The sequence below is a fragment of the Microbacterium gawkjiense genome (genome assembly GCF_031932225.1).
Taxonomy (GTDB): Bacteria; Actinomycetota; Actinomycetes; order Actinomycetales; family Microbacteriaceae; genus Microbacterium; species Microbacterium gawkjiense.
Genome location: NZ_JAUZVV010000001.1, coordinates 157,653 through 175,796 on the forward strand (window position 1 = coordinate 157,653; position 18,144 = coordinate 175,796).

Genomic DNA, 18,144 nt, shown 5'->3' on the forward strand with positions numbered 1-18,144 from the left:
GACCATCGGGCGCGCCCAGACGCCGCGCGCGTGCGAGCGCCAGTCGAGTGCCACGCCCCCCGACCCACCACCGACCTACTACGCGCCGAGCCCCGCCGCCTTCTCCCGCAGCACCGCCTGCTGAACCGTGTTCGCCGTGAGTTCTGCTGCTGCCAGCAACTCGGCCCGCGCCTCCGACACCCGCCCCAACCGCGCTAGCAACTCCCCCCGCGCGCTCGGAACGACATGCGACCAGCGCAGCGCCCCGGCGCGCTCCACCTCATCGACGATCGCCAGCGCCTCCGCCGGACCCACCGCCATCGACACCGCCGCGGCCCGGTTCAGCTCCACCATCGGGCTCGGCGCGACCCGACCGAGGATCTCGTACAGCAGCACGATCCGGCCCCAATCGGTCTCCGCCACACTCGGCGCCACCGCATGGCACTGCGCGATCTCCGCCTGCAGCGCGTACGGACCCCGCCCGAGTCCGCGCGCCGCAGCCACGGCATCCGCCCGCCGCAACTCGTCCACCGCCCTCGCGATCTGACCGCGATCCCAGCGCGTTCGGTCCTGGTCGGCGAGCAGCACCGCGCCACCCGACGCGGTCTCGCGCGCCGCGAACCGTGACCGCTGGAACTCCATCAGCGCCAGCAACGCCAGCGCCTCGGGCTCCCGCGGCAGCAGCCCCGACACCACGCGTCCCAGCCGGATCGCCTCATCCGCCAGATCCGGACGCACCCACCGGTCACCCGCCGTCGCCGCGTACCCCTCCGTGAACACGAGGTAGATCACCCCGAGCACGGCACCGAGCCGCGCCTTCCACTCCGACGGATCCGGAGTCTCGAACGGCACCCCCGCCGCGGCCAGCGTCTTCTTCGCCCGCGTGATCCGCGCCTGCACCGTCGGCACCGACGCGAGCAGCATCCGCGCGATCACCTCCGTCGTCAGCCCCGCCACCACCCGCAGCGTCAACGCGACCTGCGACTCGCGCGACAGCGCCGGGTGGCACGCCGTGAACACGAGCCGCAGCATGTCGTCGTCGATCGGCTCCCACTCGGCATCCACCGCCTCGTCCCACTCGCGCGCGATTCCCGCGTAGCGCTCGTCGAGCGCCGACCGGCGCCGCCACGCATCCACGACCCGGCGCTTCGCCACCGCCGTCAGCCACGCGCCCGGGTGGGCCGGCGCTCCCTCATTCGGCCAGGAACGCAACGCCTCGACGAGAGCCTCCTGCGCGACATCCTCGGCGAGGCCGAGGTCACCCGTCATCTTGGCGACGGATGCCACGATCCGCGCGCCCTCGATGCGCCAGACGGCCTCGACCTGACGCCGAGCATCACTCACGATCGGCTCAGTCGCCCGCGTTCTCGGCCTGCTCCGCGCGCCAGCCCTTCTCCTTCTGGATGTACTCGTTGTCCGAGTAGTCCGCGAAGTCAGACTCGTCCGTCACGCGACGCACCTCGAGCTTGTTGCCCGGCGTCAGCGGCGCCCGCTTCGCCCACTCGATCGCCTCTTCGGCCGTCGCGGTCTGCAGGATCCAGAACCCGTTGAACAGCTCGTGGATCTCGCCGTAGGGGCCATCGCTGACGACCGGCGTCTCGCCCGAGAAGTCCACGACGTACCCCGCCTCGGGCGCGAGCCCCTCACCGGCGACCAGCACACCGGCCTTCATCATCGCTTCGTTGTACGCGCCCATCGCATTGATGACCGCCTCGAAGTCCATGTGCTCGTAGTTCTCCACGGCCGCCTGGGTGGCCCGCATGATCAGCATGTGCTTCATGGTTGTCTCCTGAGTGTCCGGGGGGACGCGATCTCGTCCCTCTCACTATCGCGTCGAACGAGCGCATGCGGAATCGACATCACGTCGAGAAATTCTTCCGCGCTCTAACGTGGACGTGTGCGTGTCACCGCGAGTCCCCGACGAACCGTCGTCCTGATCGTCGCGCTCAGCCTCATCGCGGCGGCGATCCTCGCCTACGGTCTCCGCGTCGCCTGGCTCATGGTCCTCGCCGACGAAGGCGATGTGCCCCCGGCATCCGCCCTCACCCTCCCGGCCGACGTCACCGTGTCATCGGACACGATCGGATGCGGCAGCGGCGGCTGCTCTCGCACGCTCACCCTCACCCCCGCCGACGGAACCACCCCCGAGGCACTCGCCGACGAGCTCGGGACCACTCCGCAGCAGCTCATCCCTGGGACCTTCGTCGACCCGCGCACCGTCTCGGCGTTCGGGACGGTCGGCGACGGCGAGCTCGTCGTCGTCCTTGACTACTCGTCGACGCCGTACGTGCCCTGACGGGTCACCCGTCCGCGAGCACCGACCTGCGCGGCTCGACCACGGCCGCCACGATCGCCTCGATCGCGAACTCCGACGCGCGGCCGAGGTCCACCGCGGTCGGGTCGAGCAGCCACTGGATCTGCAGCCCGTCCATCACCGCGAGGATCGCGGCCGAGCCGTGCGCGATCGACCCCGGCTCGGTGATGCCGCGCTCCTGGCAGATGCGCTCGAACGCCTCGCGCAGATCCTTGCGCAGCACCGTGTACCGGTGCTCGAAATACGACCGCCCGGGGTGGTCGTCGGTGACCGACTCCGCCGACAGCACCGCGTAGGCCTGCACGATCCCCGCCCGGCGCATGTTCATCATCGCGGTGTGCACGAGGTGGCGGAACAGCTCCATCCCGCCCGGGATCCGCCCGCCGTCCAGGTCGACGACATCCGTCTGATCACGGTGCTCGAGCACTTCGAGGAGCAGCTGATCCTTCGACCCGAAGTGATGCAGGATGCCGGCGTGCGTCATGCCGACCTGTTCGGCGATGTCCTGCAGGGTGCCGTTCGCGAAACCCTTGGACCCGAAGATCTCCTGGGCCGCGTCGAGGATCTCCCGACGACGGACGAGCGTCGCCGGGCGCGACTTCGTCTGGTGCCGACTTTCGGCCATGATCCGCCTTCTTCTCCCCGCTGCGGATCAGATCTTACGCAGATCCCGGCGCCCGCATCATCCGAGGTTGTGAACTTACTTACTTGATTGTAAGTTTTCCCATGCAATCACACTCAGCGCCGAGTGGCACTCCTTCGGAGGTCTGTAAGCGGCGCCGGGACCCACAGATGAAGGAGAAGCAATGAGGCTGAAGACCTCCCTCGCCGCCGCCGGTCTCACCGCGGCACTCATCCTCACCGGCTGCGCCGCCGGTGGCGGAGACACCAACGGCAACTCGGGCAACGGCACCGGAGCCGCGCTGACGATCGCGAAGCCCGACGGCGCGATCACCACCGAATCCCACAACCCCTACCTCGGCGACTCGGCGGGCTCGCGCTACGGCTACGCCAAGGTCATCTTCGAGCCCCTCGCCCTCGTCAACCCGACCGGCGACCTCGGCACCACGCCGTGGCTCGCGGAGACGGTCGAGTGGAACGACGACTACACGCAGCTCACCGTCACGCCCCGCAGCGGTGTCAAGTGGAGCGACGGTGAGGACTTCACCGCCGACGACATCGTCTTCACGTTCAACCAGTACCTCAGCGGCAAGCTCACCGACACCGGCGCCCTGGGCGTCACCGACGTGAAGGCCGACGGCGACACCGTCGTGCTCACCTTCGGCAGCTCGAAGTTCACGTCGCAGGGCCGTGTGCTCCACACCCCGATCGTTCCGGAGCACATCTGGAAGGACATCGAGGACCCCAACACCGACCCCCTCACCGATGAGGGCAAGCTCGTCGGCACCGGCCCGTACGTCATGTCGAACTGGTCGACGGAGTCCGTCTCGCTGAAGGCCAACCCGGACTACTGGGGCGGCGACCTGGCCGTGCCGCAGTTGAACTACGTCTCGTACGGCGACAACGCCGCCCTCACCACGGCCCTCGCGACCGGCGACGCCGACTGGGCGCAGGCCTTCATCCCGCAGGTCCAGGAGAGCTACCTCGACGCCGACCCCGACAACGTGTTCCTCGTCTCGCCCACCCCGGGCGCGGGCACGCTGTTCATGAACCTCCAGAAGAAGCCTTTCAACGACCCCGCCCTGCGCGAGGCGCTGGCGTGGACGATCGACCGGCAGGCATATGTCGACATCGCCCGCGAGGGTGCGAGCGAGGCGATCTGGAACAAGACCGGCCTGAGCTCGGTGCTCGAGAGCGAGATCATCGACGAGTACAAGGACGACAACTACGCGGTCGACGTCGACAAGGCCAAGGAGGTCCTCGAGGACGCCGGCTACACCTGGAACAGCGGTGCGCTGACCGACCCCGACGGTGAGCCCGTCGAGTTCTCGATCTCCGTCCCCGCCGGCTGGAGCGACTGGAACACCGAGCAGCAGCTCATCTCCGAGGAGCTCGACAAGGCGCTCGGCATCAAGGTGAACGTCGACCAGCCCGACTTCGGCGGCTGGGACGCCGGCAAGCAGGAGGGTGACTTCGACGCGATCATCCACTGGCTCGAGGACACCGGCAACGCGTACGGCCTGTACACGTCGACGATGGACCCGAAGTGGATCGTCGACGGCAAGGCGGCCTTCAACTTCGGTCGCTTCGACGACTCGAAGGTCACCGAGGCGCTGAACACCTACGCCAACGCCGCCTCCGACGAGGAGCGCACCGAGGCCGGTGCCGTGCTGCAGAAGGCATTCGTGGAGAACGTCCCCGCCATCCCGCTGGGCGCGCACCCGCTCCTCGGCGAGTTCAACACGCGCAACTACGTCGGCTGGCCGTCGGAGGACGACCAGTACGCCGCGGGTGACCCGACGCAGGCCGGTGTCGTTCAGATCCTGACGAAGCTGAAGCCCAAAGAGTAATCCGACCGAGTGACGGGTGGATGCCGCTGGCCCGGCGGCATCCACCCCACCACCCCTGCCACCCCACGAAAGCGAGCACGCACCGATGCGCGATTCGTTACTGTCCGTCGACGACTTCTCCGTCGTCTACGACGTCGACCCCCCGGTCGAAGCCGTCAAGCACGTCAGCCTCGACCTGCGCCGCGGCGAGATCCTCGGCCTCGCGGGCGAGAGCGGATGCGGCAAGACGACCCTCGCCTACGGTGTGCAGCGCTTGCTCAAGGCGCCCGCCGTCATCTCGAGTGGATCCGTCACCTTCCGCGACGTGTCCGGCGAGGACATCGACGTCAACTCGCTCGACGCCGAGCAGATGCGCCGCTTCCGCTGGGACAAGATCTCCATGGTCTTCCAGGGCGCGATGAACGCCCTCAACCCCGTCGCGACGATCGGCTCGCAGCTCGCCGACGTCTTCGAGGTGCACCGCCCCGACATGAACCGCGCCGCGCGGCGCGAGGCCGTGGACGAGCTCCTCGAGATCGTCAAGGTGGGCGCCGCCCGCCGCCGCTCCTTCCCCCACGAGCTCTCCGGCGGCATGCGTCAGCGCGTCATGATCGCGATGGCGCTCGCGCTGCGGCCGCAGCTGATGGTCATGGACGAGCCGACGACCGCGCTCGACGTCCTCGTCCAGCGCGAGATCCTCAAGCAGATCTCGCAGCTGCGCCACGAGTTCGGCTTCTCCGTCATCTTCATCACGCACGACCTGCCGCTGCTCCTGGAGATCAGCGACCGCATCGCCATCATGCGCGAGGGCGAGATCGTCGAGATCGACACCGCCGAGCGCATCTGGCGCAACCCGCAGCACGAGTACACCCGCACCCTGCTGTCCTCGTTCCCGCGCCTCACCGGTGAAAGGGGGGTCGTCGTCCGATGACCACACTCGAATTCGACGGCGTCACGAAGGTGTACCAGGTCCGTGGAGCCGGCCAGATGAAGGCCCTCGACGACGTGTCGTTCACCCTGACGTCCGGTCAGACGATCGGCCTCGTCGGCCAGTCCGGCAGCGGTAAGTCGACGATCGCCAAGATCCTCACGCAGCTCGAGACGCCCACGAGCGGCGAGGTCCGCCTCGACGGCGCCCCCATCCCCCGCCGGGGCAAGGGTCTGCGCGCCTACCGGCAGCAGCTGCGCATGGTGTTCCAGGACCCGTTCGCCTCGCTGAACCCGTACCACTCCATCCGTCACCACGTCGAGCGCCCGCTGCGCCTGGACGACGTGGTCCCGAAGCGCGAGGTCGAGGACGAGGTGCGCCGCCTGCTCGAGCGCGTGCGACTCGACCCCGACTCGGTCATCGACCGCCGCCCGCACGAGCTCTCGGGCGGGCAGCGGCAACGCGTCGCGATCGCCCGGGCCCTGGCATCCCGCCCCCGCCTGCTCGTCGCCGACGAGCCCGTCTCGATGCTCGACGTCTCGATCCGCATGGGCGTGCTGAACCTCCTCGCCGACCTGCAGCGCGAAGAGGGCCTCGGCGTGCTCTACATCACGCACGACCTCGCGACCGCGCGGCACTTCAGCGACGAGATCCTCGTCCTCAACCAGGGCCGAGTCGTCGAGAGCGGCACCGCGGACGACGTCATCCTGCGCCCGCAGAACCCCTACACGCAGGAGCTCCGCGCTGCCTCGCCCGACCCCGAGAGCCACTTCGCGTCGGCTCCCGGCTTCTCCGGAGGTGCCCGATGACCGCCGTCGAACCCCAGCTGCCCGTCGAGACGTCCGACGCGCTCGAGGTCGGCACGACCGCCACGACCGCCGTCAAGGGACGCTCCCGCATCCCGTGGCGCTTCCTCGGCAGCCGTGCGCTGTTCTACCTGTTCACGCTGTGGGCCGCGATCACGATCAACTTCTTCCTGCCCCGGTTCATGAAAGGCGACGCGGTCGACCAGTACCTCGCCCGCAACCGCAACGTCACCCCCGAGGCGGCCGACGCCCTGCGCGCCCTGCTCGGCATCGACACCGACAAGTCCCTGTGGCAGCAGTACCTCGACTACTGGGGCCTCATGCTGCGCGGCGACCTCGGGGTCTCGCTGCTGCACGGCCTGCGCCCCGTCACCGAGGTCATCGGCCAGTCCCTGCCGTGGACGGTCGGTCTCGTCGGCTTCGCCACGATCGTCTCGTTCCTCATCGGCACGATCGGCGGCGCCATCATCGGCTGGCGTCGCGGCAGCCGCGCCGAGGTGATGATCCCGATCACGACGTTCCTCAGCACCATCCCGTATTTCTGGCTGGGTCTGCTCGCCATCGCGCTCTTCTCGGTCAACCTCAAGTGGTTCCCGATCGGCAAGGCCTACGGCGTCGGCTACTCGCCCGAGTTCACCCCCGAGTTCATCGGACAGGTGATCCATCACGGCACCCTGCCCGCCGTGACGATCATCATCGCCTCGCTCGGCGGCTGGATGCTCGGCATGCGCAACATGATGCTCACGGTCCTCGACGAGGACTACATCACGGTCGCGCAGGCCAAGGGGATGCCGAACTCGCGCGTCCTCTGGCGCTACGCCGCGCGCAACGCGGTGCTCCCCCAGATCCAGAGCTTCGCGCTGTCGATCGGCTTCATCGTCGGCGGCACGATCGTCATGGAGATGGTCTTCAGCTACCCCGGCGTCGGAAAACTTCTGCTGGATGCCACGAACGGCAAGGACTACGCGCTGATGCAGGGCGTCTTCCTGGTCATCACGCTGTCGGTGCTGGTGGCGAACATCCTCGCCGACATCGCCTACGCGTTCCTCGACCCGCGCACCCGCCAGACGGAGGCCTGACCATGACCACCACCGCCACCATCCGCATGGCCCGCACCGAGGACCCGACGCCCAACACGTTCTGGGCCCGCCTGGGGTCGGCGTTCGCGATGTTCCGCAACGCCAAGTCGATCACGGGGCTCGCCATCCTCGGCTTCTTCGTCCTCATCGCGATCTTCGCCGACGTCCTCGCTCCGTTCTCGCCCACCCAGGTCGACAACACGGCGCGGTTCCAGCCGCCGTCCGCCGAGCACTGGCTGGGCACCACCCACATCGGCGAGGACGTGCTCAGTCAGGTCATCCACGGCACGCGCGGCGTCATCGTCGTCGGCTTCCTCGCTGCGATCCTGGCCACCGTCATCGCCATCGTCGTGGGTGTCGTCTCGGGCTACGTCCGCGGGTGGAAGAGCGAGGGCCTCTCGGCGCTGACGAACGTGTTCCTCGTCATCCCGGGTCTGCCGCTCATCATCATCGTCGCCTCGATGTTCGAGGAGCCGCCGCTCGTCCTCATCGCCGCGGTCCTCGGGATCACCGGCTGGGCGTGGGGCGCCCGCGTCCTGCGCGCGCAGACGATGTCGCTCCGCAACCGCGACTTCATCCAGGCCGCCCGAGCGAACGGCGAGCCGCTGCGCCGCATCATCACCGTCGAGATGCTGCCGAACCTCATGGCCCTCATCGCCGCGAGCTTCGTCGGCACCGTGACCGCCGCGATCCTCGGCCTCACGACGCTCTCGTACATCGGCGTCATCCCGGTCAACACCTACAACTGGGGCACGATCCTCAACTGGGCCAGCGCGCAAGGCGCGTTCCGGCAGAACCAGTGGTGGTGGTACCTGCCTCCGGGCCTGTGCATCGCCGCGATCGGCGTCGCGCTCTCGCTCATCAACTTCGGCATCGACGAGTACGTGAACCCGCGTCTGCGCTCGGCCGGCGAGCGCGCCCGTGCCATGAAGAAGAAGGGGCTCGACGTCAACGACGCCGTCACGGTCGTCCGCGCACCCGCCTCGACGCACCGCACCACCTCGAAGGACAGCACCGCATGACCGTCGTCGACCTGCCCACCGCCCCCTACCTCGACCCCGCACGGACCGTCGAGGAGCGGGTCGCCGACCTGCTCGGGCGCATGACGCTCCCCGAGAAGGTCGGGCAGATGATGCAGTTCGACGCCCGCGAGGACCTCGAGCACATCGTGCACGAACGCCACGCCGGCTCGATCCTGCACACGTCGCCCGAGAAGGTGCTCCGCGCCGCCGAGCTCACGGCGCAGACACGCCTGCGCATCCCGCTGCTGGTGGCCGAGGACTGCATCCACGGGCACTCCTTCTGGGAGGGGGCGACCATCTTCCCGACGCAGCTCGGGATGGCCTCGACGTGGGACGCCGAGCTCGTCGAGCGGGTCGCGAAGGCGACCGCCGCAGAGGTGGCGGCCACCGGCATCCACTGGACCTTCTCGCCCGTCCTCTGCATCGCGCGCGACCTGCGCTGGGGTCGCGTGGACGAGACGTTCGGGGAGGACCCGTTCCTCATCGGCGAGCTCGCCTCGGCGATGGTGCGCGGCTACCAGGGCGACGGCCTCGACGACCCCGATGCGATCCTCGCGACCGCGAAGCACTTCGCCGGGTACTCCGAGACCCAGGGCGGGCGCGACGCGAGCGAGGCCGACATTTCCCGCCGCAAGCTGCGCTCGTGGTTCCTGCCGCCGTTCGAACGCGTCGCGAAGGAGGGATGCCGCACCTTCATGCTCGGCTACCAGACCACCGACGGCGTGCCGATCACCGTCAACGACTGGCTGCTGAGCGACGTCCTCCGCGGCGAGTGGGGCTACACCGGCACCCTCATCACCGACTGGGACAACGTCGGCCGCATGGTGTGGGAGCAGAAGGTGCAGCCCGACTTCGTGCACGCCGCGGCGGCCGCCGTGAAGGCCGGCAACGACATGGTCATGACCACGCCGGGGTTCTTCTCCGGCGCGCTCGAGGCCGTCGAACGCGGGATGCTGACCGAGGCCGACATCGATCAGGCCGTCGCGCGCATCCTGTCGCTCAAGTTCCGCTTCGGTCTGTTCGAGAACCCCCGCCTGCCCGACCGCGAGCGCATCGCCGCGATCGTGGCCCGCAGCGCCCACACCGACCTCAACCTCGAGGTGACCCGCCGCTCGCTCGTGCTGCTGCGCAACGACGGCACCCTGCCGCTGGCCGCCGGCACCCGCCGGATCGCCGTCGTCGGCCCCCTCGCCGATGACGCGCAGACCCAGCTGGGCGACTGGGCGGGGTCCTCCGGACAGGTCGATTGGATGCCGGACGGCCACCCGCGTGCCCAGATCACGACGGTCCTCGACGGGCTGCGCGAGCGTTCGGGCGGGGCGGTCGAGTACGCGCGGGGCGCCGACATCCTGCGCCTGACCGACGACCCCGCCGGCACGTTCCCCGACGGGCAGCCGCGCCCGCCGATCATCGTCCCGAGCGACCCCGACGAGGAGGGGATCGCCGAGGCGGTCGCCCTCGCCGAGCGCTCCGACGTCGTCGTCGCCGTCGTCGGCGACCGGATCGAGCTCGTCGGCGAGGGCCGGTCGACCGCGACCCTCGAGCTCATCGGCGGGCAGCGCGCACTCCTCGACGCCCTCGCGGCGACGGGCACGCCGCTCGTCGTCGTGCTCATGGCGTCGAAGCCGCTCATCCTGCCGGCGTCGGTGCGCGAGGCATCCGTCGTCTGGGTCGCGAACCCCGGCATGCAGGGCGGTCGCGCGATCGCCGAGTTGCTGCTCGGCGAGATCGAACCCGCCGGACGCCTGCCGATCTCGTTCGCCCGTCACGCCGGCCAGCAGCCGACGTACTACAACCAGATCCGCGGCCAGCACGGCGACCGCTACGCCGACCTCACCCAGGAACCGGCGTTCGCGTTCGGCGACGGCCTCTCGTACACGGCCGTCGAGTACGACGAGCCCGAGATCCTGACGCCCGTGGTCTCCGCCGGGGACACCGTCCGCGCCCGCGTGACCGTCCGCAACACGGGCACGCGCCCCGCGCACGAGGTCGTCCAGGTCTACGTGCGCGACACCGTGACCTCGGTCAGCTGGGCCGACAAGGAGCTGAAGACGTACCGCCACGTCGACCTCGCCCCAGGGGCTGCGGCGACGGTCGAGATCGAGCTGCCGGCGTCCGACTGCACGATCGTGGATGCGGCCGGCCGCCGCATCGTGGAACCCGGGGAGTTCGACCTCCTCATCGGGCCGTCGTCCCGCGACGAGGTGCTGCGGGCGGTCTCGTTCGAGATCCGCTGACACGACGGAACAGCGAGGGGCGGGTGCGTGGTGTCACCCGCCCCTCGCTCGCGTCACGTGCCCGGCGCTTCAGCGGGAATCTGCGCTCCAGCGGACATTCGGCCTCGGTTCAACCGCTGGAACGCGGATCGCCGCCGTTACGACGAGCCGATCGCACCCCGGCGCCGCCGGGCGAGCTACTTCAACCCCGTCATCGCGATGCCCTGCACGAAGTAGCGCTGCAGGAACAGGAACAGCAGCAGGATCGGCGTCACGACGAGGACCGACCCCGCCATCAGCAGCCCGTAGTACGTGCCGTTCGACCCGACCGAGTAGAGCGACAGCGCCACCGGCAGGGTGTACATCTGCTCGGTCTGGGCCACCACGAGCGGCCAGAGGAAGTTGTTCCACGAGCCGAGGAAGGTGAGGATCGCGAGCGTGGCGATCGGGGGGCCGCACTGCGGCAGCACGACGCGCAGGAAGATGCGCCACTCCCCCGCCCCGTCGATGCGCGCCGCCTCGATCAGCGCGTCCGGCACGCCCATGATGAACTGCCGCATGAGGAACACGCCGAGCGGTCCCGCCAGGAACGGCAGGATGAGCGCCGGATACGTGTTGACGAGGCCCATGTTCGCGACGAGGACGAACATCGGCACGAGCGTCACGACACCCGGGACCATCAAGGTCAGCAGCACGAGGCCGAACAGCACCTTCTTGCCGGGGAACTCCAGCTTCGCGAGCGCATACGCGACCATCGAGCAGAACACGATGTTGCCGACCACGACGACGAGCGCCACGACCACCGAATTCAGGAAGAACTGTCCGTAGTCCAGCTGCGTCAGCCACTGCGAGTAGTTGTCGAGCGTCGCCTGCTCAGGCCACCACGTGATGGGCCGCTGCAGCAACTCGCCCTGCGTCTTGAAGCTGCCGAGCAGCATCCACATGAACGGCGCGAGGGTCAGGATCAGCCCGATCGTCAGCGCGAGGTAGGTGACGCCGCGCGACCAGCCGATCGGCCGTCGACGCCGGCGGGGCGCGGCATCCGTCGTCACCGCGGCCTTCTCGGGCTCGGTCACCGTCGTGATCGCCATGTCAGTTGTCCTTCGATCGCAGCAGTCGGAACTGCACAGCCGACAGCGCTGCGATGAACGCGAACAGCACGTAGGCCGCCGCGGACGCGAGCGAGTAGTCGCCGTATCCGAACTGGTTGTAGACGTAGTAGCTGATGGTGAGGGTCGAGTTCAGCGGACCGCCCTGGGTCATCACGAAGGGCTCCTCGAAGACCTGCAGGAAGCCGACCGACAGGAGGACCGCACCGAGCAGCAGCGTCGGCCGCATGAGCGGCAGCGTCATGCTCGTGAAACGACGCCAGGCGCTCGCGCCGTCGACCTCGGCGGCCTCGTAGACGTCCCGCGGGATCGCCTGCAGACCCGCCAGGAAGATGATCATGAGCGTGCCCATGTTGCGCCAGGCGCCCATCACGATGATCGACGGCATCGCCCAGACCGGGTCGTTCAGCCAATCCGGGCCGTTGATCCCGACCCAGGAAAGCACCGTGTTGAGCAGCCCTGAGTCCTGCAGGATGAACTTCCACACGACGGCGACCGCGACGATCGATGTCACGACCGGCGTGTAGAAGCCCACCCGGAAGACGCTGCGGAACTTCTCGATGCCCGAGTTCAGCGCGACCGCCAGCAGCAGTCCGAGCGCCATCGTGAGCGGGATGCCGACACCGACGAAGTAGAAGGTGTTGACGATCGACTTCACGAACAGTTCGTCCTGGAACAGCGCGACGAAGTTGTCGAACCCGATTACGTTGACCGAGAACGGCGAGCGCAGGTCCCGCACGCCGAGATCGGTGAACGACATCGCGAACGAGCCCAGCAGCGGGCCGAGCATGAAGACAGCGAAGATGACGAGGAACGGCAGGGCGAACAGCCACGCCACCACCGCGGTGCGGCGCCGCTGGGCGGCGAAGCCTCCTCGCCGCCCAGCCGCGCTCGTCGAGACGAGCGCCACGATGGTTACCAGCCCGTGCCGAGCGACTCGGCCTTGGCGATGATTGCGGATGCCGCATCCGCCGCGCTACTGCCGTTGGCGACCTTCTCGGCCTCGGTCTCGATGAACGCCGACATCTCGTTCCAGCTCGGCACCGACGGCGGAGCCACGGTGTCCTCGAGCTGCTCGTTCAGGACCGACAGGCGCGGGTCGGAGGTGAACGGCTCAGAGTCGAGGGCGGAGGTCACGGCCGGCAAGGCGTTGACCGTCTCGAACCACTGCTGCTGCGTCTCGGGGTCGGCGAGCCACTTGATGAGCTTCCAGGCGCCGTCGGCGTTCTCCGCGTCCTCGAACACACCGAGGTGCCCGCCGCCGAGGTACGAGTCGTTGTTGTCGGCGCCAGCCGGCACCGGCGCGGTGCCGACGTTCTCGTCGACCCACTCCGGCGACTCCTGGTCGCCCAGCACGCCGACCATCCACGGGCCGGAGATGAACGCGGGGTTCGAACCGCTCGCGAACGCGGCCGTCTGCTCGTCGCCATAACCGGACATGGGCGCGAGACCTTCGGTGAAGAACGAGGCGTAGTACTCGAGCGCGTCGGTGAGGGCAGCCTCGTCCCACGCATAGGCGGTGCCGTCGTCGTTCAGCACCTCGCCGCCGGCCTGCGCGTAGAACGGCAGGATGACCTGCGTCGAGTCTTCGGCGTCGCCCATCGGCAGCTGGATGCCGTAGTCCGACCCGTTCTCCTGCATCGCCGTCGCGAAGGCGGTCAGGTCGTCCCATGTCTTCGGCGCCTCGACGCCCGCGTTCTCGGCGAGGTCGGTGCGGTAGTACATGACGCGGGTCTCGACGTACCACGGCACGGCGTAGGAGGTGCCCTCCACCTCGGTCGACTCGAGCGCCGTCTCGTTGAACGAGTCCTCGTCGACGAGGTCGTCGGGAACCTTCGCGAGGCCGCCGGCGGCGACCATGGAGGGCAGCAGCGACGAGCCGATCATGATCGCGTCGGGCACGGTGCCCGCGGCGACCGCGGTCTGGTACTTGGTCATGACGTCGGTCCACGGGATCGAGGTGACCGTGACGCTCGCGTCGGGATTCTCCTCCACGAAAGCATCGGCGAAGTCCCCGAGGTTCTCGCCCTCCTCGCCCATCGCCCAGATCTCGATCTCGCCCTTCGCGGGCGCGTCGTCGACCGTCGCCGCCCCGCCACCTCCGCCGTTCTGTCCGGCGTCGTCCGCCCGGCCGCAGCCGGCCAGGGCCAGCATGCCCACCACGCCGATCGCTCCGAACGCGAGTGCCTTGTTGCGCATCTTCACGGGATCCTCCTCATCGAGTCTTGACGCAGCGGCAGCTGGTCGGAAAACTAACTTAGCGACTGCTCGCTTAGTTAGTTGAGCATAAACTGACGGGAACCGACCTCGCAAGAGAGCAGGCCATGAGCAACGCAGCCGAAGACACCCCCCGCCCCCTCCCCGACCGCCCCGACCTGCGGAGGGTCCGCGGGGACAAGCGGCGGTCGACGATCCTCGAGACCGCCGTCGAGGTCTTCGGCGAGCTGGGATACCGCGGCACGTCGCTCCGCGAGATCGCGCGCCGCGTCGGGATCTCGGACGCGGGCCTGCTCCACCACTTCGGGTCGAAGGTCGGCCTGCTCGCGGCGACGATCGCCGAGCGCGACGAGATCGACCGCAGGCGCCGTGAGGAGTCCGAGGCCGCGGGCGTCAGCTTCGTCGACACCATGCGCGACCAGGTGGCCCGCAACACCCGCTTCCCCGGGCTCGTCGCCCTCCACGTCGTACTCTCGGCCGAAGCGACCGACCCGCAGCATCCCGCCCACGAGTCCTTCCGTGAGCGCTACCGGGCGATCCGTCACCAGGACGACGAATCGTTCACGCGCCTGCAGGAGCAGGGGGAACTGCGCACCGACCTCGACCCGAAGCGAGTCGGCCAGCTCGTCACCGCCATGATGGACGGCCTGCAGCTGCAGTGGCTGCTCGACCCGGACGCTGTCGACATGGAAGGGCTGTTCGAGGACTTCCTGCACCTGCTCGAGATCCCTGCCCGCGACGACACGGGAGCCGACGACACGACCGCGTAAGAACGGCCGCCCTGCCGGACATGCAGGAGCATGGGGGCCATGTCGCACGCAGACCGTCGCCGGCGCTTCGAGGAGATCGCCCGCGACGTGATCGAGCCCGTGCGGCGCTACCTCGCCCGGCGCGCGCACGCCGCCGACGTCGACGACGTCGTCTCCGAGACGCTGCTCGCCCTGTGGCGGCGCCTCGACGATATCCCCGCCGAGCACATCGCGTGGGCCATCGGAGTCGCGCGACTGCAGCTCGCCAACACCGAGCGGGCGGCGCGGCGGCGCAACCGGCTGACCAACCGCATCCGCACCCTCGACCCTCCCCCCGAGACGACCGCCGACACCGACGACGGCACCGACGACGCGGTGCGGCGCGTGCTGGCGTCGCTGCGGCCCGCGGATGCCGAGGTGCTGCGCCTCTGGTCGTGGGAGCAGCTCGAGCCGCGCGAGATCGCGGTCGTCCTCGGCGTCACCGCCAATGCCGCCACCGTCCGGCTGCACCGGGCCCGGAAGAGGTTCGCCGACGCGTGGCGTAAGGAAGCGGCATCACCCGGACATGTCGAAGTGAAGGAGAGGAGCGGACGATGACCGACCACGAGCAGGACGACCTGCGGCGACTCATCCGCCGCGCCGACCCCTCCGCGTCGCTCGCGCCCCTGCGCGGCGACGAACTCACCCGACTGACGGAGGACACCATGACCCGCACCGACCCCGCGCCCGTCGGCGCCCGCGCTCCCCGCCGCGGCTGGCTGCTCGCCGGCGGCGGCATCGTCGTCGCGGCCGCCGCCGCTGCGTTCCTGCTGCCGATGGCGCTGGCACCCGCGGCGCCGCCGACCCACCTCGAACTCGCCCCCGACGGCGGCCTCAACGCCTCGTGCGCGCAGATCACGCCCGAGATCATCGGGCAGTCTGAGGACGCGTTCCGCGCGACCGTCACCTCGATCGCGGACGGCGTCGTGACGCTCTCTGTCGACAAGCGCTTCACCGGCGACGTCGGCGACACGGTCGAGGTCGCGCAGGGCGAGGACACGGTGGTCGACGGCTCCCCGATCGTCTTCGAGGACGGCACCGCCTACCTCATCGCCGCCACCGACGGCGTCATCGCGACGTGCGGCTTCAGCAACGTCGACTCGCCCGAGCTCGAGGCGATCTACCAGGCCGCGTTCACCGGCTGAGCCCGCGTCAGACCGGCGCGATCCGGTACAACACCTCGGGGCGGCCGCGCCGGCCGTAGCGGTGCGACACCGCGATCGCGCCGGAGTCGGCGAGGTGCGTCAGGTACCGGTGCGCCGTCGCGCGCGACAGATCGCACGCGCTCGCGACCTCGAGCACCGAGCGTCCTGCGACGGGGTCGAGCGCCTCGAGCACCCGCGCCAGCGTCGGCGCGGCGAGGCCTTTCGGCAGCGGGCGCGATCCGCCGGAGGGAGCGGTGATGGTCCGGATGCCGCCGGTCGCCAGCAGCCGGTCGATCTCGCCCTGGGCGAGCGGGCGGTCGCGCCCGGCATCCGATCGGGCCTGTCGCTCCTCGCGGTAGCGCTCCAGCCGTTCGCGGAGGGCGGCCTCGGTGAACGGCTTGACGAGGTAGCCGACCACGCGCGCGGCGAGCGCCTGCCGCACCGTCGTCTGGTCGTGCGACGAGCTGATCACGAGGACGTCCGGCTCGACCTCGACGACGGTCCGCAGCCGGTGCAGCACCTCGACGCCGCTGATGTCGGGGAGCCGCATGTCGAGCAGCACGAGGTCGACCCCCGCCGCGCTCTGCGCGAGGGCGTCGCGTCCCGTGCCCGCGGCACCGGCGACCGTGAACCCGGGCACCGCGTCGACGAACCGGCAGTGCAGCGCACGCGCGCCCTGGTCGTCGTCGACGACCAGCACCCGGATCACCGGCCCGGTCACGCCCGCTCCATCTCGAACGCGAACCGCGCGCCGCCGAGCGCCGACGGGCCGACCTCGATCGTGCCGCCGCGCGAGGTCACCGTGCGCCGGACGAGGTCGAGGCCGTACCCGCGGCCGAAGCCGGTGGTGTCGTGCTTCGTCGAGAAGCCCTGCCCGAAGATCCGGCCCGCGACGCGCGGATCGACCCCGGGACCGTCGTCCTCGACGGCGCCCCGCAGGCGCCCGCCGTCGTCGCGCAGCACGCACCGCACCCGCGTGGCACCGGCTTCGCCCGCGTTGCGGCAGAGGTTCGCCACGACCGAGACGGCACCCTCGTCGAGGTCCTCCGCCAGCGCCAGGTCGAACTCGGCCTGGGCGCCGAGATCGAGCAGCTCGGCGCGCACGGCGTGCATCGTCGCCTCGGCGATCGGCTCCGCATCGGTCGCCCCACCGTCGTGCGCGCGCATCGGGGCGACGTCCTCGATGTAGCCGAGCGCCGCCGCGTCGTCACCGCGCGACACCAGTCCGTGGATGACGTGCAGCCGCGTGCGGAACTCGTGCGACTGCTCGCGGAGGGCGGCCGTCGTGCGTGTCATCTGCGCGTTCTCCGCGGCCACGGCATCCGCTCGTCGGAACCGGCGCTCGACCGCCGCCGTCAGCGCCGAACCCGCGAGCGTCGCGACGATGAGCGCCCCGATCCCCCACGGCAGGAGACCGGCGAGCGCGTGGTCGCGGTCGTCCGCGATGCTCGACTCGAGCACGCCCACCGCGACCATCCCGACGATCCCGCCGTCGTCGGCGCGCACGGGCACCTTCGCCCGCAGCGACGGGCCCGAAGCGCCGCGCTCGGTGCCGAGGAACGTCTCGCCCGCCAGCACGGCGGCGTTCGTCGTCTCGACCTGCACACCGCGCTCCGACGCGGACGGGTGCGTGATGCGGACGCCCTCGTCGTCGGTGATGACGACGTAGTACACCCCCGCGGATGCCGCGACGAGCTCGGCGAGCGGCTGCAGCGCCGCCGTCGCCGAGGCGAGGTCGGTGGCGTCGGCGAGGTCGGCCGGGGTCCCGGCATCCGTCACGGCCGACAGCGTCGCCCGGACCTCCCCGAGGTCCGCGATGCTCTCCGCGACCCCCATGACGCGCTCGGCCGTCGCCTCTCGGATCGTCCGCTCCTGCACGACCATCGCGACCGCGACGGTCGCCGACAGCGCCGCGAGGGTCACGACCGAGGGCAGCACGAGCAGCAGCAACCGCACCGCGCGGGGCCGCAGCGGAGACGCCATCGTGCACCACTCCTCGTCCGTCGCGCGACGCGTGAGCGTTTAAGAGAACAACCGACGGCGGATGCCGGCCCGTCGCCGCGCGCTGTCATCCTATTTCGATCGCGCGGA

The 18,144-nt window shown here is 69.8% G+C and carries 18 protein-coding genes; 10 read left to right on the plus strand and 8 right to left on the minus strand.

Annotation, left to right across the window (positions count from 1 at the left end; translation table 11 throughout):
* Positions 1–78: 78 nt before the first annotated feature.
* The gene (locus Q9S71_RS00845; protein WP_311860034.1) at positions 79–1,323 is read right to left on the minus strand and encodes an RNA polymerase sigma factor; all 1,245 of its coding nucleotides are present in this window, start codon (positions 1,321–1,323) and stop codon (positions 79–81) included.
* A 7-nt stretch (positions 1,324–1,330) separates the two neighbouring features.
* A complete protein-coding gene (locus Q9S71_RS00850; RefSeq protein ID WP_311860035.1) occupies positions 1,331–1,759 on the minus strand; it encodes a YciI family protein in 429 nt (142 codons plus the stop codon).
* Between the two features lie 117 nt (positions 1,760–1,876).
* Here Q9S71_RS00850 and Q9S71_RS00855 point away from each other — a divergent pair, with 117 nt between their 5' ends.
* Positions 1,877–2,275: a hypothetical protein gene (locus tag Q9S71_RS00855; RefSeq protein ID WP_311860036.1), complete on the plus strand. Its 399-nt coding sequence runs from the start codon at positions 1,877–1,879 to the stop codon at positions 2,273–2,275.
* A gap of 4 nt (positions 2,276–2,279) precedes the next feature.
* Here the strand turns inward: Q9S71_RS00855 and Q9S71_RS00860 are convergent, their stop codons facing one another.
* Positions 2,280–2,918 carry a TetR/AcrR family transcriptional regulator gene (locus Q9S71_RS00860; RefSeq protein ID WP_311860037.1) on the minus strand — a complete coding sequence of 213 codons (639 nt, stop codon included), beginning with the start codon at positions 2,916–2,918 and terminating at the stop codon, positions 2,280–2,282.
* Between the two features lie 181 nt (positions 2,919–3,099).
* Between Q9S71_RS00860 and Q9S71_RS00865 the strand changes: the two genes are divergently transcribed.
* The 6 genes from Q9S71_RS00865 to Q9S71_RS00890 all read left to right on the plus strand — a co-directional run bounded on the left by Q9S71_RS00865 (position 3,100) and on the right by Q9S71_RS00890 (position 10,815).
* The gene (locus tag Q9S71_RS00865; protein ID WP_311860038.1) at positions 3,100–4,764 is read left to right on the plus strand and encodes an ABC transporter substrate-binding protein; all 1,665 of its coding nucleotides are present in this window, start codon (positions 3,100–3,102) and stop codon (positions 4,762–4,764) included.
* 85 nt (positions 4,765–4,849) lie between these two features.
* Entirely contained in the window at positions 4,850–5,674 is an 825-nt protein-coding gene (locus tag Q9S71_RS00870; protein ID WP_311860039.1) for an ABC transporter ATP-binding protein, read from the plus strand.
* Entirely contained in the window at positions 5,671–6,480 is an 810-nt protein-coding gene (locus Q9S71_RS00875) for an ABC transporter ATP-binding protein (RefSeq protein ID WP_064003082.1), read from the plus strand. Before Q9S71_RS00870 ends, Q9S71_RS00875 begins: the two co-directional genes overlap by 4 nt.
* The gene (locus Q9S71_RS00880; protein WP_311860040.1) at positions 6,477–7,556 is read left to right on the plus strand and encodes an ABC transporter permease; all 1,080 of its coding nucleotides are present in this window, start codon (positions 6,477–6,479) and stop codon (positions 7,554–7,556) included. Before Q9S71_RS00875 ends, Q9S71_RS00880 begins: the two co-directional genes overlap by 4 nt.
* A 2-nt stretch (positions 7,557–7,558) precedes the next feature.
* A complete protein-coding gene (locus Q9S71_RS00885; protein WP_311860041.1) occupies positions 7,559–8,578 on the plus strand; it encodes an ABC transporter permease in 1,020 nt (339 codons plus the stop codon).
* Positions 8,575–10,815 (plus strand): exo-beta-d-1,3/1,6-glucosidase, encoded by a 2,241-nt coding sequence (locus tag Q9S71_RS00890; protein ID WP_311860042.1) that lies wholly within the window; start codon positions 8,575–8,577, stop codon positions 10,813–10,815. Before Q9S71_RS00885 ends, Q9S71_RS00890 begins: the two co-directional genes overlap by 4 nt.
* Positions 10,816–10,991: 176 nt before the next feature.
* On the opposite strand, the gene Q9S71_RS00895 is transcribed toward Q9S71_RS00890, so the two are convergent.
* Genes Q9S71_RS00895 through Q9S71_RS00905 form a run of 3 tightly spaced genes read right to left on the minus strand, consistent with a single transcriptional unit; the run spans position 10,992 to position 14,102 of the window.
* Positions 10,992–11,885, minus strand: coding sequence for a carbohydrate ABC transporter permease (locus tag Q9S71_RS00895; protein ID WP_064003078.1), 894 nt, complete (start codon positions 11,883–11,885; stop codon positions 10,992–10,994).
* A 1-nt stretch (position 11,886) separates the two neighbouring features.
* Positions 11,887–12,813, minus strand: coding sequence for a carbohydrate ABC transporter permease (locus Q9S71_RS00900; RefSeq protein WP_157532618.1), 927 nt, complete (start codon positions 12,811–12,813; stop codon positions 11,887–11,889).
* Between the two features lie 5 nt (positions 12,814–12,818).
* Positions 12,819–14,102, minus strand: a complete 1,284-nt coding sequence (locus tag Q9S71_RS00905) for an extracellular solute-binding protein (RefSeq protein WP_311861652.1) — start codon at positions 14,100–14,102, stop codon at positions 12,819–12,821.
* A 125-nt stretch (positions 14,103–14,227) separates the two neighbouring features.
* Here Q9S71_RS00905 and Q9S71_RS00910 point away from each other — a divergent pair, with 125 nt between their 5' ends.
* Genes Q9S71_RS00910 through Q9S71_RS00920 form a run of 3 tightly spaced genes read left to right on the plus strand, consistent with a single transcriptional unit; the run spans position 14,228 to position 16,053 of the window.
* Positions 14,228–14,890, plus strand: coding sequence for a TetR/AcrR family transcriptional regulator (locus tag Q9S71_RS00910; protein ID WP_311860043.1), 663 nt, complete (start codon positions 14,228–14,230; stop codon positions 14,888–14,890).
* A 39-nt stretch (positions 14,891–14,929) separates the two neighbouring features.
* Positions 14,930–15,466, plus strand: a complete 537-nt coding sequence (locus tag Q9S71_RS00915) for an RNA polymerase sigma factor (RefSeq protein WP_311860044.1) — start codon at positions 14,930–14,932, stop codon at positions 15,464–15,466.
* A complete protein-coding gene (locus Q9S71_RS00920; protein WP_311860045.1) occupies positions 15,463–16,053 on the plus strand; it encodes a hypothetical protein in 591 nt (196 codons plus the stop codon). Before Q9S71_RS00915 ends, Q9S71_RS00920 begins: the two co-directional genes overlap by 4 nt.
* Before the next feature lie 7 nt (positions 16,054–16,060).
* Here the strand turns inward: Q9S71_RS00920 and Q9S71_RS00925 are convergent, their stop codons facing one another.
* Positions 16,061–16,774, minus strand: a complete 714-nt coding sequence (locus tag Q9S71_RS00925) for a response regulator (protein WP_311860046.1) — start codon at positions 16,772–16,774, stop codon at positions 16,061–16,063.
* Entirely contained in the window at positions 16,771–18,036 is a 1,266-nt protein-coding gene (locus Q9S71_RS00930; RefSeq protein WP_311860047.1) for a sensor histidine kinase, read from the minus strand. Before Q9S71_RS00930 ends, Q9S71_RS00925 begins: the two co-directional genes overlap by 4 nt.
* Positions 18,037–18,144: the final 108 nt, after the last annotated feature.

Coding starts and splice junctions, on each gene's coding strand:
- Q9S71_RS00850 (WP_311860035.1), bottom strand. CDS start 1,759: ATGAAGCACATGCTGATCATGCGGGCCACCCAGGCGGCCGTGGAGAAC.
- Q9S71_RS00860 (WP_311860037.1), bottom strand. CDS start 2,918: ATGGCCGAAAGTCGGCACCAGACGAAGTCGCGCCCGGCGACGCTCGTC.
- Q9S71_RS00865 (WP_311860038.1), top strand. CDS start 3,100: ATGAGGCTGAAGACCTCCCTCGCCGCCGCCGGTCTCACCGCGGCACTC.
- Q9S71_RS00870 (WP_311860039.1), top strand. CDS start 4,850: ATGCGCGATTCGTTACTGTCCGTCGACGACTTCTCCGTCGTCTACGAC.
- Q9S71_RS00875 (WP_064003082.1), top strand. CDS start 5,671: ATGACCACACTCGAATTCGACGGCGTCACGAAGGTGTACCAGGTCCGT.
- Q9S71_RS00880 (WP_311860040.1), top strand. CDS start 6,477: ATGACCGCCGTCGAACCCCAGCTGCCCGTCGAGACGTCCGACGCGCTC.
- Q9S71_RS00885 (WP_311860041.1), top strand. CDS start 7,559: ATGACCACCACCGCCACCATCCGCATGGCCCGCACCGAGGACCCGACG.
- Q9S71_RS00890 (WP_311860042.1), top strand. CDS start 8,575: ATGACCGTCGTCGACCTGCCCACCGCCCCCTACCTCGACCCCGCACGG.
- Q9S71_RS00895 (WP_064003078.1), bottom strand. CDS start 11,885: ATGGCGATCACGACGGTGACCGAGCCCGAGAAGGCCGCGGTGACGACG.
- Q9S71_RS00905 (WP_311861652.1), bottom strand. CDS start 14,102: ATGCGCAACAAGGCACTCGCGTTCGGAGCGATCGGCGTGGTGGGCATG.
- Q9S71_RS00910 (WP_311860043.1), top strand. CDS start 14,228: ATGAGCAACGCAGCCGAAGACACCCCCCGCCCCCTCCCCGACCGCCCC.
- Q9S71_RS00915 (WP_311860044.1), top strand. CDS start 14,930: ATGTCGCACGCAGACCGTCGCCGGCGCTTCGAGGAGATCGCCCGCGAC.
- Q9S71_RS00920 (WP_311860045.1), top strand. CDS start 15,463: ATGACCGACCACGAGCAGGACGACCTGCGGCGACTCATCCGCCGCGCC.
- Q9S71_RS00930 (WP_311860047.1), bottom strand. CDS start 18,036: ATGGCGTCTCCGCTGCGGCCCCGCGCGGTGCGGTTGCTGCTGCTCGTG.